This window comes from Streptomyces sp. 7N604, from assembly GCF_052245475.1.
In the GTDB taxonomy this organism is placed as follows: Bacteria; Actinomycetota; Actinomycetes; order Streptomycetales; family Streptomycetaceae; genus Streptomyces.
Genome location: NZ_JBQQBX010000006.1, coordinates 220,155 through 236,666 on the forward strand (window position 1 = coordinate 220,155; position 16,512 = coordinate 236,666).

The window sequence follows — 16,512 nt, forward strand, 5'->3', positions numbered from 1 at the left end:
ACGGTTGAAAAACGCAGACGAAAAGCGGAAGCCCGCACGCGAAAGGCGGAAGACCGACGGGCGAAAATCTCGGTCGGCAGGTAGGAGGGCGAAAAAGGTCAGGCCGGGCCGAGCTCGTTGTCGATGAAGCTGAAGATCTCATCCGCCGTCGCCGACTCCAGCGTGCTCGCCACGTCGTGCTCATCGGCGGTGTCCGCCACAGCGTCCACGGGGGGGCTCAGCCTCGACACGATGGCCCGCAGGCGGACCGCGACTCTGCCGCGCGCCTCCTCGTCCGCCGGGGCGGCGGCAAGGAGCGCTTCGAGCCTGTCGATCTCCTCGAGTACGGGCCGGAGCTCGTCCGGGCCGGGAGAGGCCATCCGGTCGTCCAGGTACGTGGCGAGAGCGGCCGGGGTGGGGTGATCGAAGATCACGGTCGTGGGCAGCTGCATTCCGGTCGCGGCCGTGAGCCGGTTGCGCAGGTCGACGGCTGTCAGCGAGTTGAAGCCCAGTTCCTGGAAGGCACGATCGGCCTCGATGGTCCGCGGCTCGGCGTGGCCGAGAACGGCTGCCACGTCATCGCGGACAACGGTGAGCAGGGCCTGTTCACGCTCGGCGGGAGTGAGCCGGGCGAGGCGTCCCGCGAGCGACGAGTCGTCCCCTCCCGCCTCGGACCGGGCGGTACGGCGCCGGACCGCAGGGCTGCCCAGGCTCCGCAGCAGCGCCGGAACCCGGTCGTTTTGGCGTACGGCGGCTTCGCGTACGGCGGTCTGGTCCAGGGGAGTGGCCACCAGTGCCGCTCGCTGCTGGGCGAGTGCCGCGTCGAGCAGCGCCAGCCCCTCCTCGGCGGTGACTGGCAGAAAGCCGCCCTGGGCGAAGCGGTTGCGGTCGGTGGCGTCCAGGTCCGCGTTGATCCCGCCGTCCTGTGCCCACAGGCCCCAGGCGATCGAGGTCGCGGGCAGGCCGTGGGCGGCGCGGTGCTGGGCGAGCGCGTCCAGGAAGGCGTTGGCCGCGGCGTAGTTGGCCTGCCCCGGGCCGCCGAAGACGCCAACCACGGAAGAGAACAGCACGAACGCCGACAGGTCCAGCTCACGGGTCAGCTCGTGCAGATGCCAGGCCGCATCGGCCTTCGGACGCAGCACCGCGTCCAGCCGCTCGGAGGTCAGCGAAGTGATCAGGCCGTTGTCCAGGACGCCCGCCGCGTGCACGACGCCGGTCAGCGGGTGCTCGGCCGGGATGCCCGCCAGAAGGGCGGCGAGCGCGTCGCGGTCGGCCACGTCGCACGCGGCTGTGGTGACCCGCGCACCAAGTGCGGTGAGTTCGGCCTCCAGCTCGGCGACGCCGTCGGCCTCGGGGCCGCGCCGGCTCACGAGCAGCAGCTCGCGCACGCCGTGCCCGGTCACCAGGTGCCGCGCGACCAGGCCGCCCAGAGTGCCGGTGCCACCGGTGACGAGCACCGTGCCCTGCGGATCGAAGGACGCGCCGGGAGGGCTCTGTGCCACGGTACGCGGCGCACGGTCCAGCTGGGGGACGAAGATCTCTCCTCCCCGGACCGCCGCCTGGGGCTCACCCCCGGCCGCGATCGAGGGCAGCACCGCGGCGGAGGCCGGCGTGCCGTCGGTGTCGATCAGCGTGATCCGGCCGGGGGCCTCCGACTGCGCCGAGCGCAGCAGGCCCCACACAGCGGCCGCTCCCAGATCGGCCACCTCCTCGCCCGCGGCCGCGGCCACGCCGCCGCGGGTCACGACGGCCAGTCGGGTGCGGGCGAGCGCATCGTCGGCGAGCCATTGCCTCACCAGCGTCAGGACCTGCCACGCCGCGCCGCGCACAGCGCCCGGCACGTCGCCGTACGCGGCCGAGGTCCACGGAACCAGTACTACATCCGCCGGAGTTGGGGACTCGGCGACCTTGACCACCGCGGTCAGGTCTTCGAGCCGTTCCACCGCGGGCAGGGCGCCCTCCGGGAAGCCGGACCGCTCGCTGTCCAGCACCACCGTGGGCACGGCTCCAGTGGGTTGCGGCGTGCCCAGGGGAGCCCATGCGACGTGGAAGAGCGAGTCGTGCGCGGCTCCGTGTGCGGGGGTGAACCAATCGTCGGGGACAGCCCGGAACACGAGCCTGTCGACGGTGGCGACCGCCTTGCCTTCCGCGTCGGATAGGCGGATCGCGACGGTGTTGTCGCCCGTCTCGCGTACCCGGACGCGGACCGCGGTGGCACCCACCGCGTGGAGGCGTACTCCGTGCCAGTCGGCCGGGACCGCGGTGGTCCCCTCGCCGACGGTCGTGGAGCAGTGCAGGAGGGCCGCGTCCAGAAGCGCGGGGTGCAGGCCATACCGTGCAGCGTCTTCCCGGAGAGCCTCGGGCAGGACCACCTCGGCCGAGTCTCCGGATCCGTCCGTCTCCACCTCCAGCCCGGCGTGCCCGCTGCCGGCGCCGAGAAGCCCCCGTGCGTGGAGCGTCCAGGGCATGTCTTCGGTGGCCGGCCGGACGTGGATGGTGAACTCCCTTCTCGACGACGGATCGGGCGCGCCCACGCCTACCTGGATCTGTACGCCGCCGTGCTCGGGCAGAACCACGGGCCGGTCCAGGGAGAGTTCGTCCAGCGCGGTGCAGCCGAACGCGTCACCGGCTCGGATCGCCAGCTCCACCAGCGCGGAGGCCGGTAGAACGGCCTGGCCCAGCACGGTGTGGTCGGCCAGCCATGGGTGGTCCTGAGCCGATACATGGCTGGTGAAGAGCACCTGTTCGGTGCCGGCGGCGCTGACCGCGGCGCCGAGCAGCGGATGGTCCGAGGTGCCCGTACCGGTGCGCAGGGTTTCGGCGGCGGGCCTGGTTTCCAGCCAGTAGCGTTGGTGTTGGAAGGCGTAGGTGGGCAGGTCGGTACGGTGTGCTCCGCTGCCCGCGAAGAAGCCGGCCCAGTCCACCGGCACTCCCCGCACGTGCAACCGCCCCAGCGCCGTGACCGCACTCTCGACCTCATCCCGCTCCCGCGAGAGCACCGGAACCGCCGCCACACCCCCCGGATCCCGCACTCCACCGGCGACCAGGGCCGACAACACCCCCTCCGGACCCAACTCCAGGACCGTATCCACCCCCTGGTCCTCCAACGTGCGCACCGCATCGAAGAACCGCACCGGCCGCCGCACCTGACCAACCCAGTACTCCGCCGACCCCAACTCCTCCCCCGAAGCCAACCGGCCACTGACCGTCGACACCACCGGAATCCGCGCCGCCCGGTAGGAAACCCCCTCCGCCACCGCACGGAACTCCTCCAGCATCGGATCCATATGCGCCGAGTGAAAAGCATGCGAGACCGCCAGCCGCTTGGCCACCACACCCCCAGCCGCCAACCGCGACACCACCTCCCCCACCACACCCTCATCCCCCGAGAGCACCACCGCCGACGGACCATTGACCGCCGCCACCGACACCCCATCCCCCAACCCCGCCAACAGCGGAACAACCTCCCCCTCCGGCGCCCCCACCGCCACCATCACCCCACCACCGGGCAACCCCGCCATCAAACCCGCCCGCGCAGCCACCAAACGCACCGCATCCGACAGCGACACCACCCCCGCCACATACGCCGCCACCAACTCACCCAACGAATGCCCCGCCACAAAATCCGGCCGCACCCCCCAGGACTCCACCAACCGGAACAGCGCCACCTCCACCGCGAACAACCCCGGCTGCGCAAACCCCGTACCCTCCAACACCCCCGCATCCACCGAACCCGCAGCCGCAAACACCACCGACTTCAACGACCTGCCCAACAACGGCTCGAACTCCGCACACACCTCATCAAACGCACCCGCAAACACCGGGAACGACGCATACAACTCCCGCCCCATCCCCACACGCTGCGCACCCTGACCGGTAAACACCACACCCAACAAACCCCGGCCCCGCACCCCCCGCACCACACCCGGACCCACCCCACCCGAGGCCACCGAACGCAACCCCGCCACCAACTCCCCCCGATCACGCCCCACCACCACCGCACGCTCCTCCAACGCAGCACGCTCCGTCGCCAGCGAAAACCCCACATCCGCCACCGACGGCCCATCCACCCCCTCCACACCCGGGACCAACCGCCCCGCCTGACCCGCCAAACCCTCCACCGACCGAGCCGACACCACCCACGGCACCACCGAAAGACCCGCCCCCACCACCTCCACAGACGACTCCCCCACCACCGGAGCCCCCTCCACAATCACGTGAGCATTCGTACCGCTCACACCGAAAGCAGAGACCGCGGCTCGGCGCGGTGCTCCCGTTTCAGGCCAGGGGCGTGCTTCCGTAAGCAGTTCCACCGCGCCCGAGGACCAGTCGACTATTGGGGTCGGCTCGTTCACATGCAACGTCCGCGGCAACACCCCGTGCCGCATCGCCTCGATCATCTTGATCACGCCACCGACACCCGCCGCGGCGACGGTGTGCCCGATGTTGGACTTCAGCGAGCCCAGCCACAATGGCCGGTCCACCGGCCGGTCCTGGCCATACGTCGCCAGCAACGCCTGCGCCTCGATCGGATCGCCCAACGACGTACCCGTCCCATGCGCCTCCACCACATCAACCTCAGCCGCCGACAACCCCGCATCCACCAACGCCTGCCGGATCACCCGCTCCTGCGACGGACCATTCGGCGCCGTCAACCCATTCGACGCACCATCCTGATTCACCGCCGAACCCCGCAACACCGCCAACACCCGATGCCCACGACGCCGCGCATCCGACAACCGCTCCACCAACAACAACCCCACACCCTCCGACCACGACGTACCATCCGCCCCAGCCGCAAACGACTTACACCGACCATCCACCGCCAACCCACGCAACCGCGAGAATTCGATGAAGGCGACCGGGGTGGACATCACCGTCACCCCGCCGGCCAGCGCCAGGTCGCACTCACCCCGGCGGAGCGCGTTGGCGGCCAGGTGCAGCGCCACCAGCGACGACGAACAGGCCGTGTCGATGGCGACGGCAGGCCCCTCCAGGCCGTACGTGTACGCCAACCGCCCCGAGGCGATGCTGCCCGCGCTGCCGCTGAACAGGTAGCCCTCGTGTCCATCGGCGGGAAGGTTCGGCCGTGAGCCGTAGTCGTTGTACATGACGCCCGTGAACACGCCGGTTCGGCTGCCCCTCAACGACGACGGGTCCAGGCCGGCACGCTCGAACGCCTCCCAGGCGGCCTCCAGCAGCAGCCGCTGCTGCGGGTCCATGGACAGCGCCTCGCGCGGGGAGATACCGAAGAGCCCGGAGTCGAACAGGTCGGCGTCGTGCAGGAACCCGCCTTCGCGGGCGTACGACGTTCCTGTCCTGTCGGGATCCGGGTCGTACAACGTCTCCAGATCCCAACCGCGGTTCGCGGGAAACGCCGAGACCGCGTCCACGCCGTCCGAGACCAGCTGCCACAGATCCTCCGGCGAGCGCACCCCGCCCGGAAAACGGCAGGCCATTCCGACGACGGCGACCGGCTCGTGCTGCTTCTCCTCTGCCTCGCGCAGGCGCTTGCGGGCATCGCGGGCATCGGCAATGGCCCGCTTGAGGTAATCACGGAGTTGTTCTTCGTCGGCCACGTGAACTCAGCTCTCCCGGTCGGTGGACAGTTGGGGTGCGGTGCTCAATTTCTGCCGGCTGTTTCCGGCATCGAATTCCTGCGATCCGCCCCCCGGCGATCCTAAGGACGGCCGCCCAACCGAGCCCCAACCGCCAGTCACAGCGCGGTAACCGCTCCGCCGCGCCGATTCATGAACGGCCCGTTACTCGGCGGTGAGCCGCTGCAGGAAGAGGCCGGATATGTTCAGCGCACAACGGATCAGGAACACCACATGCATGGCCGATGTCGGCCCCTGAAGAAATCCGCACTGAAGAAAACGGGAGCAGTATCAACATGACGCAGCTCACCAGCGAAGTGGACGAGCACACCGCCCTTTATGTCAAGGCTTTCAACGCCGGTGACGCCGACGCGGTCAACGCGATGTACACCCCGGACGCCGTCGCCGTCTGGGAGCCGGGGGTGCCCCTCACCGGTCAGGCCCGGATCGATTCCGTCCGGGATTTCCTGGCCCGCGGGCCGAAGATGACGGCCAAGCCGCGGCAGTCCTTCGTGACCGGTGACACAGCGCTGCTGATCGTGGACTGGAGCATCGACACCACGAGCGAGAACGGCGAGCCGGAGCACCTGGAGGGTGTTGGCGTGGACGTTCTGCGGCTCGGTCCGGACGGTAATTGGCGCTACGCCATCGACGACCCGTACGGCGAGAAGCAGTAGCGGACTTGGGGAGCTTGGAGACCGTGCGCTCCTGCCGGCCCGCCCGACCGGGGGCGTCGGCGGGAGCGCACGACCCGCCGGGGCCTTGCCCCCGGCAGCTTGAACCGGTGATCGGGTGACGGAAACAGCGAAGGAAGGACTTCATGAGCGCGTCTGAGAGTTCCTACACCGATGTCCTGGAGGCAGTCCGGGGCATCTCTCCCGTACTGCAGGGCAACGCCTCCCTGGCCGAGGAGCGGCGGTGGATAGCAGAGGAGAACATCGAACTACTGGAAAAGGCCGGTGTCTTCCGTATCGCCGTCCCGCAGCGGTTCGGAGGCCTCGACCTCCCGGTGGCGCAGCAGGCGAAGATCCTGACCGAGATCGCTCGTAGCTGTGGATCGACGAGCTGGACCTCCATGGTGTGGATTTCCACGGCCTGGATTGCGAGCCTTTACCCGGACAAGGCGCAGGAGGAAGTCTTCTCGGAAGGCTCTGTGCGGATCTCGGGTGGGTTCACGCCATCCGGAACCCTGGTGCCCACCGAGGGCGGCTACATCCTCAACGGCACCTGGCGCTTCAACACCGGTGTGCGAGGTGCACAGTGGAACGTCTGCGCGGCGATTCTGGAGCGGCCGGACGGAACACACGAGGAACTGTTCCCGATGGTGCCGATCGAGGACGTCGAGGTGGGCGACGACTGGGACGTCTTCGGCGCCGCCGGCACCGGCAGTGCGACCTCCACGGTCAAGGACGTCTTCGTGCCCGCCCACCGGGTTGTCGACACCTCGGTGTACGACGCTTCGACGCGGGACCGGTGGAACGCCGACCTTCCCGGCCGCAACTACAACTTGACCAGCTACATCCTGGCGACGTGCGCCCCCGTCTACATCGGGCTGGCGGCGAGCGCGCTGGAGCTGTTCGTGAAGCGCCTGCCCGGCAAGGGCATCACCTACACGAGCTGGGCCGAGCAGCGTGAGCACCCTTACACGCAGGTGCAGTTGGCCGTCGCGGCCAACAAGATCGCGTCCTGCGAAGCGCTGGAGCAGACCTGGCTGGCGACCATTCAGGACCGGGAGGACAACGGCGAGAAGCTGACGCTTGAGGAGAAGGCAACGATCCGCGGCCAGGTCGGCTATGTCGTACAGACCACGAAAGAGGCGGTGGAGACGCTGTACAACATCAGTTCCGCCTCGACGATCATGCGCAACACCCCCTTTCAGCGGGTCTTCCGGGACATCGCGGCCCTGTCCCTGCATGGCCTGCTGACACCCGTCAGCTCCCTGGAGGCGCAGGGGCGTGTGATGGTCGGTCTGGAGCCGGGGACGGACTACATCTGACCGAACGACTCGCTTCGCCGGAGCCGGGGTCCCCCCGGCTCCTCTTCTTTTCCACGGCAAGCATGGCCGGAAAGCCGGACCTCAGTGAGCACTCGAGGACCGCGCGGTGACCGGATCGAGGAAAGGTGCCGCTGCCGGACCGCTATGGTCTTTGCCGAAGCCAAGGAGCGGCAAGGCACTTTCGGGCCGAAGCTCTTTGCGGAGGAGCGGAATTCAGATCCATAGCGCGCCGAGTGTTCAGTGGAACTTTGCAGAGCGCGTCATGTCCGCACATGCCGCGCAAGGGCCCTTCCCGTCGGCGTCGGCCGATGCAGGCGCACTCCTGACCTTCGGAATTCGCTTCCGTACCGGCTGGACGCCGTATGCCCGAAGCTGCATATGGCTCCGGTCCCATCGAACAGCACGCTGGGCAGACAGCGGGCTGGTACGCACTCAGTAAGGGAACCAGGACGCACCCATGTCTCGTCATGCCAAGAATTCTTCGTCATCCGGCCGCCTCTTCACCAGGCGTCGCCTCATCAAATCCGCGGGTGCCGCTGCCGCCGCAGCGTCGGTCGGCGCGGTCGCGCTCAGCAGGGCACAGGCCGCCCAAGAGGCGGTACCGGCGGACGCCATCATCATCGGAGCTGGTTACGCGGGTGCCACGGTGGCACGCGAGTTGGCCGAACGTGGACTGAAGCCGGTGGTACTCGAGGCACGTGACCGTGTCGGCGGGCGGGTCTGGACCAACACCTGGGCCGGAGAGGAGATTGAGATCGGCGGGAGCTGGCTCGGCCCGCAACAGGAACTCGCGCACGCCGAACTCAGCCGCTACAACATCGGAACGTTCCAGGACGTCGCTGCCGAGCGGGTGGTGATGCCCGGCAACAACGGCCTCGTGACAGTGAGCCCCGCGGACGCCGCGGCCACCGTGGACCCTCTGTGGGAGTCCTTCTACGAGGGGTCCGCGCAGTACTTCGAGCGCCCGCACGAGCCGCTGTACCGATCGGACCTGCTCGCCGACGTCGATCCGCTTTCGCTCCAGGACCGCTTGGACCAGTTGTCACTCTCGCCCACGGAGCTGGAGATCCTGAACGGCGAGACGTCCATCTACTCGGGCGGGCCCAGCACGATCGGCTCGCTGACAGGGATGGCGCAGTGGATCCAGCTTGCCGGAGGTACCTACCAGGATTACCTCACCACCATGAGCCTGCGGCCCGAGGGCGGGATGATCGCGATCCTGAACGCCATGCTGGACGAGGCACAGGCCAACGTCCGGCTCAACACGGCCGTAACCGGCATCACCGAGCAGAACGGGAAGGTCACCGTCACATGCAGCGGCGGTGGACAGTTCACCGCGCCGGTGGTGGTGGTTGCCGTACCCGTCAATACCTGGAAATCCATCACCTTCAATCCCGGTCTTCCCACAGCCCATGCCCGGGCCTCCTCGGAAGGCATCGGGGTACCGCACGCCACGAAGGTCTGGCTGCAGATCAAGGGCAATGTGCCCGCCACCCAGGGCATGGCCCGTGAGGGGACACCGCTGCCCATGCTCATACCCCAGCAGCAGACCGCGGAGGGGAGGCTCATGATCGGGTTCGCCGGCCCGTCCCTCAACGTCAACGACGCCTCAGCCGTGCAGGACGCCGTGCGCACCTACCTGCCGAACGCGACCCTCGTCCGCTATCGCGCCATGGAGTGGGCCAAGCAGCAGTACACCAAGGGTGGGTGGGGCCTACGCAGGCCCAACCAATTGCTGAGTCTGTTCCCCGCCATCGAGGAACCCCACGGACGTATCGTCTTCGCCGGCGCCGACATCGCTCGAGGGTGGCACGGCGCCTTCATCGAAGGAGCCATCGAGTCCGGTCTGCGCGCGGCCGGTCAGGCGGCAGAACTCGCCTGACCGGGCCGCCTTGAGCATGCCCCGGACCTGAGCCGGACTGCTCGTCGCGCCGCACGGCCGGCCCGCCGGGTCGGCCCGGCGGGCCCTGCGACTCCCTTGACGGGCGCGGTGCACGCCCACCGCACGGCAGGGCCCGGCAGCCCGCTGGCTGACCGCCGTCAGTCAGCGGGCTTCTTCAGGACCTCGATCAGGCTGGAGAAGCTGTTGTCGGCGAAGCCCGCACTCACACCCTTGTGGAAGATCTGAGAGACCAGGGCGGGCAGAGCGGTGTTGACGCCGGCGTCCTTGTGCGTGTGGAGGACGTGGTCGACGCTGGCCACGCCCATGGAGAGCCTGTCCACGTCACCGGGGTACTCGCCTGCGTCGACGTGCTGGGCGTAGAGCTCCAGGAAGTGCGGCATCATCGACGTCATCATGGACGCGTACGGCAGCAGCTCCTTGGCCGTCACGCCGTTCGCCTGACCGAGGGCCAACGTCTGGTAGTAGCTCAGCATCGTGGTCCAGAAGATGGTCATCTGGGCCTGGTAGTACATCGCGGCCAGCCCCGGGTCCTCACCGCGGAAGTCAGTTCCCGTCAGAACCCTCAGAGTGGCCTCGTGGGCGTCGAAGGCGTCCTTGGGGCCGCTGTAGTAGGTGGAGGACTCCGGCTTGCCGATCATGGGCGGGGGAACCTGCACACCGCCCGTGATGTGCGTGGCGCCGTGCTCCGCCGCCCACTTGGCCGCAGCGCGAGCCCGTTCGGGCGTGTCCGAGCTCAGGTTGGCGATGACCTTCCCCGCCAGCGCGTCCGCCACCGGCTCCAGGATGGCGTACACCGCGTCATAGTCGGTGAGGCTGAGGACCACCAGCTCATTGGCCGCGAGGGCGTCACGCACCGTGGGGGCAAGCTTGGCGCCCTTGGCGACCAGTGCTTCCGCCTTGCTCGCGGTCCTGTTCCACACGGTTACGTCGTGCCCGTTCTCCAGGAAGGCACCCACCATCGCCTGGCCCATGGGGCCCAGACCGATGACCGTCACCGCTTGCTTGCCCATCGCTTCTCCTTGGATTGTCCGGCTGCCCCGCACCACCAGGGGTGGTCAGAGGGAGTGTCGGCTGACACGTCTAGAAAGAACGCTCTAATTAGAGAGTAGCAGAAGCCTGGAACGATCGCTCTATCCAGTACTCTGGGCCCATGCCTCACAAGTTGCAGCTCGCAGACGGCACCGAGACGGATCCCGGTGGAACCCGCGAGCGCATCGTCCGTTCCGCTTCACGGCTCCTGCAGCGCCAGGGGTACGAAGGCACGGGGATCAAGCTGATCGCCCAGCAGGCGGGGGCCACGCTCGGCTCCGTCTACCACTTCTTCCCGGGCGGAAAGCAGCAGCTGGCCGTTGCCGCCATCCAGCACGGGAATCGGGAGTTCGCCGACATGCTCAGCCTCAGCCTGGAGGGAGAGGACAGCGTCGCGCGGGCAATGGAGAACTGCGGCCGCCGTCTCGCCGCGGCCCTGCGGGACTCCGACTGGGCCGACGGCTGCCCGGTCACCGTCACGGCCCTGGAGACAGTCGGCCGGATACCCGCCATCGAGGAGGCGTGCGTCCAGGCCCTGGGCCACTGGCAGGACTTGGTCGCGGCCCGGCTCCGCCGGGCGGGTTTCGGCGACGCCGAGGCCGCGGAACTGGCCTCCACCGTCCTCAGCACATTGGAGGGCGCGGAGACCCTGAGCCAGGTGCAGCGCAGCGAGCAGCCGCTGTTGACCGCGGGACGCCACCTGGCCGCCCTGATCGAGAGCCGGATGCCCGAGACGCCGACCGGCCGCTGAACGGCACCGGCAGAAAGAACGAAACGACAAGGCTCTTCGGGGCCGTCGTGTCGTACGGTCTGGCAATGATCACATCCGAGGACGTCCGGAGGACCGCACTGTCCCTTCCGGAGACGACCGAGAAGACCGCCTGGGACATGCCCACGTTCCGGGTGGCCGGGAAGATGTTCGCCACGCTGCCCGAGGACGAGACCTCGATGGCCGTCAGATGTCCCAAGCTGGAGCGGGACGAACTGGTACTCGCGGAGCCGGACAAGTTCTGGGTCGCCGCGCACGAGGCCGACTTCGCATGGGTCCGCGTGCGCCTGGCGGCGCTGGACGACATGGACGAACTGAGCGACATCCTCACTGACTCGTGGCGGCAGGCCGCACCCCCGAGGCTGGCCGGCACCGAGCCGGGAACACCCCGCTCGGCCTGATTCCGTGCCATGCCCGACCACCGGCGCCCTGGCGCCTCAACTGTGGTGGCTTCCCGGCTTCATGCAGCACCGCGATGGGGGTCCGACCGTTTTGCCGGTGACCAACTGCTCCGGCCCCGCGGAATGGGCCCGCGGTGACCCGGCGGTGGGCGATCAGTGTCATGGCTGCGATTAGCGTGCGGATGGGCAGCCGTAATCACGGAACAGCATGTACCGGCTGCCCCGGCGAATTCCGGATCATGCCACCGCCAAAGACCAGAGAAAGTGGGGCTGTTACTCCATGCCCATGACCGTGGACATCGACTTCGACAACCCGGACCTGACAGACGACACCGACATGCAGAACGAGATATTTCTGCAGGTCTTCAACTCCGGCGACGGGGAGCTGTTCGACCGACTGTACCGCGAGGACGCGATCTCGAACTTCTCGGGCGCTCCCCTCACCGGCGAGAAGCGGCGAGAGTTCTTCAAGGAGTTCCTGGCGACGAAGCCTGTCCTGCAGGCCAGCGTCACTCACTCGTACGTCGCCGGTGATGTGGCGCTGATCGGCGTGGAGTACTCCATCGACGGCACCGGGCCCGACGGCGGGCCCATGCACCTCGAAGGCCGGTGCACCGACGTCCTGCGGCGCGGTGAGGACGGGCGGTGGCTCATGGCCGTCGACCGCCCGGTCGCGGGTTCCCTCGTGGCCGAGTAGACCAAGTCCGGCCGATCGTGAAAGCCCGGTGGCCGCCCGCCGCGCACCCCTTTGCGCAGGCGGACGGCCCGGGTGCCGCACGGCGCCGGGCACAACTCGGCGCCGAACGGGGAGCGTTACTCGGCGACGGACCGACAGTACTCGTACCACCCGGGGTTGGAGCCGGCCTGCCTTCCGTCCTCTGTCACCCTCGGTGACCGGCTGGATCAGGCCGTGTTGCGCGCGGGCCTCGATGCCCCCCACGCCGCATGCCGTACTTTTTGCTGTACTCGCCGGTACTCGCCTGAGAGTGCGAGTAACGGCCCACTCGACAGCGAGGAGAGGGCTTTGGCACAGCGGACATACATCTGCGGTCTGGACGCCGCGATGGACGTGGTCGGAGGCAAGTGGAAGGCCCTGATCCTCTGGGAGCTGCGCGACCGGGCACACCGCTTCGGGCAGTTACGGCAGGCGCTGCCGGGGGTGAGCGAGAAGGTGCTCATCCAGCAGTTGCGGGAGCTGGAAACGGACGGGATCGTCCACCGCGAGGTCCTCCAACAGGTTCCGCCCAAGGTGGAGTACTCGCTCACCGAACTCGGCCGGGCGCTCGGCGAGAACCTGCAGCCGCTCGCCATGTGGGGCGAGGCATACGTGGCACACATCGAGGCCACCCACTTGCCGGCGTAGCGGCGAAGCCGACGACCGCGGGCGTGCGCAGCGAAGCGGCGGCCCCGGACCGTTGAACGGACCAGGACCGCCGTAGAGCACGCCTGTCACAGCGTCGGGCTAGCCGGACGGCGCCGCGCCCTCGTCGGTCCGGCCCGCGCAAGCCGATACGAACGCCGTCACGGCCTGGATCTTTCATGTGACGCAGCAGCAGACCGGCCAAACCGGCGACCTGCGATCGTTGCGGCCGTCACGAGCGGACGATCCGCGATGGCTGCGCCTGTCACGGGCGGACCAGGCCCTGCCCGTCCGGCTCCCTCAGCACCGAGCACACGCCCCTGAGCGCGGACTCCAACTGCGCGATCTCCGCGTCGCTCAGGTGGACCGACGGCTCGAAGCGCAGAGTGTTCACCGCACTTGCGGTGGGGAAAGTGCGGATGCGGTGCTCGCGCAGCAGATACCCGGCGACCGCATAGCCGAGAACCGGGGCGTGCTCGCGGATGGCGGCCGAGGCGGCCCGGGACTGGTCGTGGAACTCCAGTCCGAGCAGAAGACCCTTGCCGCGTACGTCCTTGACCACGTCCGGGAAATCGGCCCGGACCGAGTGGAGCATGTCCTTGAGCCGGCCGCCGCGCTCGGTGGCGAGCCGGTACGCCCTGCCGCCGTCGGCTTCCAGCATCTCCAGCACCCTCAGGGCGATGAGGCACGAGAAGGCGTCCTTGGCGAAGGTCGAGCTGTGCAGAAGTTCGAACTCCTTGCGGTAGCGGGCCCCGCTGACGAGCATGACGGCGGCCTTGGCGAGCCCGCCCCCCAGACTCTTGGCCAGCGTGTAGTAGTCGCCCCGCAGGCCGATGTGGGAGCTGGCCAGGAAGGCCCCGGAACGGCCCATGCCGCTCTGCACCTCGTCCACCACGACCGGGCAGCCGATGGCCGCGCACGCCCGCTGGATGTCCCCCGCGAATTCGGGTGTGATCACATTGACGCCGCCCTCGCCCTGGATCGGCTCGAGGACGAACGCGCAGAAGACCGGGGCATCTCGTTCGACGACGTGAACGGCGCCGTCGTCGGTCACCACGTCGAGCAGGCTTGACCGTTCGCTCTCGATGATCTCCCGGAGCACGTCCGGCCGCCCGGGAGGCACGAACCGCGCTTGCGCGGCCAGCGCCCTGAACGGTGTCCGGTAGCCCTCGTTGTGCGTGAGCTGGACGCTGCCCACCAGCTTGCCGTGGAATCCCCCTTCCAGCGTGAGGAACAGCGGCGGCCTGGCCAGCACGGCCGCGTTCCTGCGCCGTATCTCCGCTGCCAGGTCCTCCCATCCGCCGGAGGCGCTGCTGCCCTCGGCCAAGCCCAGCAGCGTACGGGCGCTGCCGGAGATCTCCACATCACCGCGCAGGACCGCCGAGTGCACATCCTCGATGTGCGCCTCGACCTCGTCGGCGAGCGCTCGTAACCGCATGCTCCGGTCGAGTTCGGCGTGCTTGAGCGCGGCTTCGACCGCTTCGGCACCGCTGTTGGCGAAGACCGCGGCGTAGGACTCGCCAGTTCCCAGCTCGCGCTGGATGATCACGTTCAGGGCCCTGGCCACGTCGTTGGCATAGGGATGCCGCGAGAACTGGGCGTGCACCGGGACCTGAGAGTCCAGGAGCTTCTGCGCGTACGCGACGATCTCCGGGTTGTTGTGTCCGAAAATCAAGGACCCGTAGCCGCCCGCGAAGTCCACGACAGGCACTTCACGACGATTCTCGTCCAGAGCGTAGAGAGTGTTTCCCTCGGCGCGCACATACTCCACGTCGAGCCCGACTGAGGCGAGCCATTCGAGCAGATGAGGTTCGGCCAGACCCGGCTCTGCCGATCCCGCACTCGCGGGTCCCGATTCTGCGGACAAGGAATTCATGTCGTCCCCTTTCGACTGCGGCAACGGATGGCCCCCGCACGTGGTTCGACCACGGCTCGATACGTATCGACGACTTTACCGACCGGCGGAAATACTCGGTCACAGCGCGGTAACCGGCTGCTCCGGGAAAGGTGCCGAGCGGCCGGTTACCCGGCAGTGAGCAATCGGTAGGAATGCGCCGCCTACCTTTCCAGCATGGGAAAAACAAAGGCTACGACATGAATTCCGCGTCCGCCCAGGCCACCGCTGGTTCCTCGCAGTTGACGGCCCCCTCCACCCTGCGCGAGGTCATGTCCCGGTTCGCCACGGGGGTCACAGTGATCACCGTCGGCGGGGAACACGTTCACGGCATGACCGCCAACGCCTTCAGCTCGGTGTCGCTGGATCCGCCGTCGGTGCTGTGCTGTGTCGCCCGCAGCGCGGTGATGCACCAGGCCATCACCTCCAGCGGGCACTTCGCCGTGTCCATCATGGGAGCCGTGCAGGAGGAGCTGGCGCGCTTCTTCGCGGACAAGCAACGGCCCCTGGGCCCCACGCAGTTCCGCGGGATCGACTGGCGGCCAGGCCCCCGCACCGGCGCTCCGCTGCTGGCGGGCTCGCTGGCATGGCTGGAGTGCGAGGTGGCCGAGGCATACGGCTTCGGCGATCACTCGATCTTCGTCGGCAACGTCCTCGGCGCGAGCTGCGGCTCAGCCCGTGAAGGACTGCTGTTCTTCGGTGGCGCGTTCCAGCGGGTCGCCCCTCACACCCCACAAGACTCGTGATGGATACCTCCGTCGTCACCAGAAAGACGCAGGACACACCCCCGGCACAGGCCCCGCCCCTGGCAGCCGCAATCGGCGAAGCCTTCGCCAGGGCCCTCAGCGAGGGCCTCAGCCGTGCGGCCGGCGGGCGCTCGAGGACGATGGCCCGGGCCCGGACCGAGACCCTCAGCCGCGCGGCCCGCGAGCGCCCGAGGACGGCCGCGGCCCCGAACACCGGCCGCGAACCGCAGGCGTCCCCGGCCGCCCGGAGGCTGCTGAGGCTCCATGCCGCCTCGATCGAGCGCCGCTTCGCGTCCTCACTGCCGACGATCCTCGATCCGCCGGACGGCCCCGACACGAGCCTGCGAACGGCTCTGATCGCCCGTACCCGCCGCATCGTCACCGCCGCGACGGCGGCGGACGGGCAGCCTGCGCCTCGGGCACCCGCTGCCGAGGGCATACGCATCGGCCCGTACCGGGCTGCGGCCTCCACGTTGCTGATGGAGTGCGTCATGCTCCAGTTCCTGGAGAGCGGCGGGCACGGCGCCGCAGCGGCACGCTTGCAGGCGGAAGCGGTACGGGCGGTGGGGCATTCCGTACGGCGAGCCGACGCCACCGTCCCAGCGGCGGGGAGCCACGCCGACTGCTGTTGGCAGGAGAGTCACGGCGTCGTCCGTGACCTGCATGACCACCTCGGCCGGACACTCGGCACCGCCGCCCGGCTCCTGGAACCGAGCGCGCAAACCGACTCGTGAGCCAGGACGGATGGCAAGAGTTACTCCCCCCGGACTGAGTCCGGGGGGAGTAACTCTTGCACCCTTGCCACAGCCTCCCTGATGGGGCGGCGACTCGCCGCCGC

At 68.7% G+C, this 16,512-nt stretch carries 11 protein-coding genes and 1 pseudogene; 9 read left to right on the plus strand and 3 right to left on the minus strand.

What is annotated here, in order from left to right; all coding sequences use genetic code 11:
* Positions 1 to 98 precede the first annotated feature (98 nt).
* Positions 99 to 5,540, minus strand: a pseudogene (locus ACTWP8_RS09040) (SDR family NAD(P)-dependent oxidoreductase); the annotation flags it as partial.
* 332 nt (positions 5,541 to 5,872) lie between these two features.
* Between ACTWP8_RS09040 and ACTWP8_RS09045 the strand changes: the two are divergent.
* The 3 genes from ACTWP8_RS09045 (at position 5,873) to ACTWP8_RS09055 (ending at position 9,454) form a co-directional block, all read left to right on the plus strand.
* Positions 5,873 to 6,253 (plus strand): YybH family protein, encoded by a 381-nt coding sequence (locus ACTWP8_RS09045; protein ID WP_443316884.1) that lies wholly within the window; start codon positions 5,873 to 5,875, stop codon positions 6,251 to 6,253.
* Between the two features lie 143 nt (positions 6,254 to 6,396).
* Positions 6,397 to 7,572 carry an acyl-CoA dehydrogenase family protein gene (locus ACTWP8_RS09050; protein WP_443321619.1) on the plus strand — a complete coding sequence of 392 codons (1,176 nt, stop codon included), beginning with the start codon at positions 6,397 to 6,399 and terminating at the stop codon, positions 7,570 to 7,572.
* A gap of 457 nt (positions 7,573 to 8,029) precedes the next feature.
* The gene (locus ACTWP8_RS09055) at positions 8,030 to 9,454 is read left to right on the plus strand and encodes a flavin monoamine oxidase family protein (RefSeq protein ID WP_443321620.1); all 1,425 of its coding nucleotides are present in this window, start codon (positions 8,030 to 8,032) and stop codon (positions 9,452 to 9,454) included.
* Positions 9,455 to 9,612: 158 nt separating this feature from the next.
* Here ACTWP8_RS09055 and ACTWP8_RS09060 read toward each other — a convergent pair whose 3' ends face one another.
* Positions 9,613 to 10,485 carry an NAD(P)-dependent oxidoreductase gene (locus tag ACTWP8_RS09060; protein WP_443321621.1) on the minus strand — a complete coding sequence of 291 codons (873 nt, stop codon included), beginning with the start codon at positions 10,483 to 10,485 and terminating at the stop codon, positions 9,613 to 9,615.
* Between the two features lie 140 nt (positions 10,486 to 10,625).
* Between ACTWP8_RS09060 and ACTWP8_RS09065 the strand changes: the two genes are divergently transcribed.
* From ACTWP8_RS09065 to ACTWP8_RS09080, 4 genes are all read left to right on the plus strand, one after another.
* Entirely contained in the window at positions 10,626 to 11,255 is a 630-nt protein-coding gene (locus tag ACTWP8_RS09065) for a TetR/AcrR family transcriptional regulator (RefSeq protein WP_443321622.1), read from the plus strand.
* A gap of 65 nt (positions 11,256 to 11,320) precedes the next feature.
* Positions 11,321 to 11,674, plus strand: a complete 354-nt coding sequence (locus ACTWP8_RS09070; protein ID WP_443316879.1) for an MmcQ/YjbR family DNA-binding protein — start codon at positions 11,321 to 11,323, stop codon at positions 11,672 to 11,674.
* Positions 11,675 to 11,960: 286 nt separating this feature from the next.
* Positions 11,961 to 12,371, plus strand: a complete 411-nt coding sequence (locus ACTWP8_RS09075) for a YybH family protein (RefSeq protein WP_443316878.1) — start codon at positions 11,961 to 11,963, stop codon at positions 12,369 to 12,371.
* A 366-nt stretch (positions 12,372 to 12,737) separates the two neighbouring features.
* Positions 12,738 to 13,037, plus strand: a complete 300-nt coding sequence (locus tag ACTWP8_RS09080) for a winged helix-turn-helix transcriptional regulator (RefSeq protein WP_443321662.1) — start codon at positions 12,738 to 12,740, stop codon at positions 13,035 to 13,037.
* 262 nt (positions 13,038 to 13,299) lie between these two features.
* On the opposite strand, the gene ACTWP8_RS09085 is transcribed toward ACTWP8_RS09080, so the two are convergent.
* Positions 13,300 to 14,910 (minus strand): aspartate aminotransferase family protein, encoded by a 1,611-nt coding sequence (locus tag ACTWP8_RS09085; protein WP_443321623.1) that lies wholly within the window; start codon positions 14,908 to 14,910, stop codon positions 13,300 to 13,302.
* A gap of 218 nt (positions 14,911 to 15,128) precedes the next feature.
* Here ACTWP8_RS09085 and ACTWP8_RS09090 point away from each other — a divergent pair, with 218 nt between their 5' ends.
* Positions 15,129 to 15,674 (plus strand): flavin reductase family protein, encoded by a 546-nt coding sequence (locus ACTWP8_RS09090; protein WP_443321624.1) that lies wholly within the window; start codon positions 15,129 to 15,131, stop codon positions 15,672 to 15,674.
* Entirely contained in the window at positions 15,674 to 16,408 is a 735-nt protein-coding gene (locus tag ACTWP8_RS09095) for a hypothetical protein (RefSeq protein WP_443321625.1), read from the plus strand. Before ACTWP8_RS09090 ends, ACTWP8_RS09095 begins: the two co-directional genes overlap by 1 nt.
* The last annotated feature ends 104 nt before the right edge of the window (positions 16,409 to 16,512 follow it).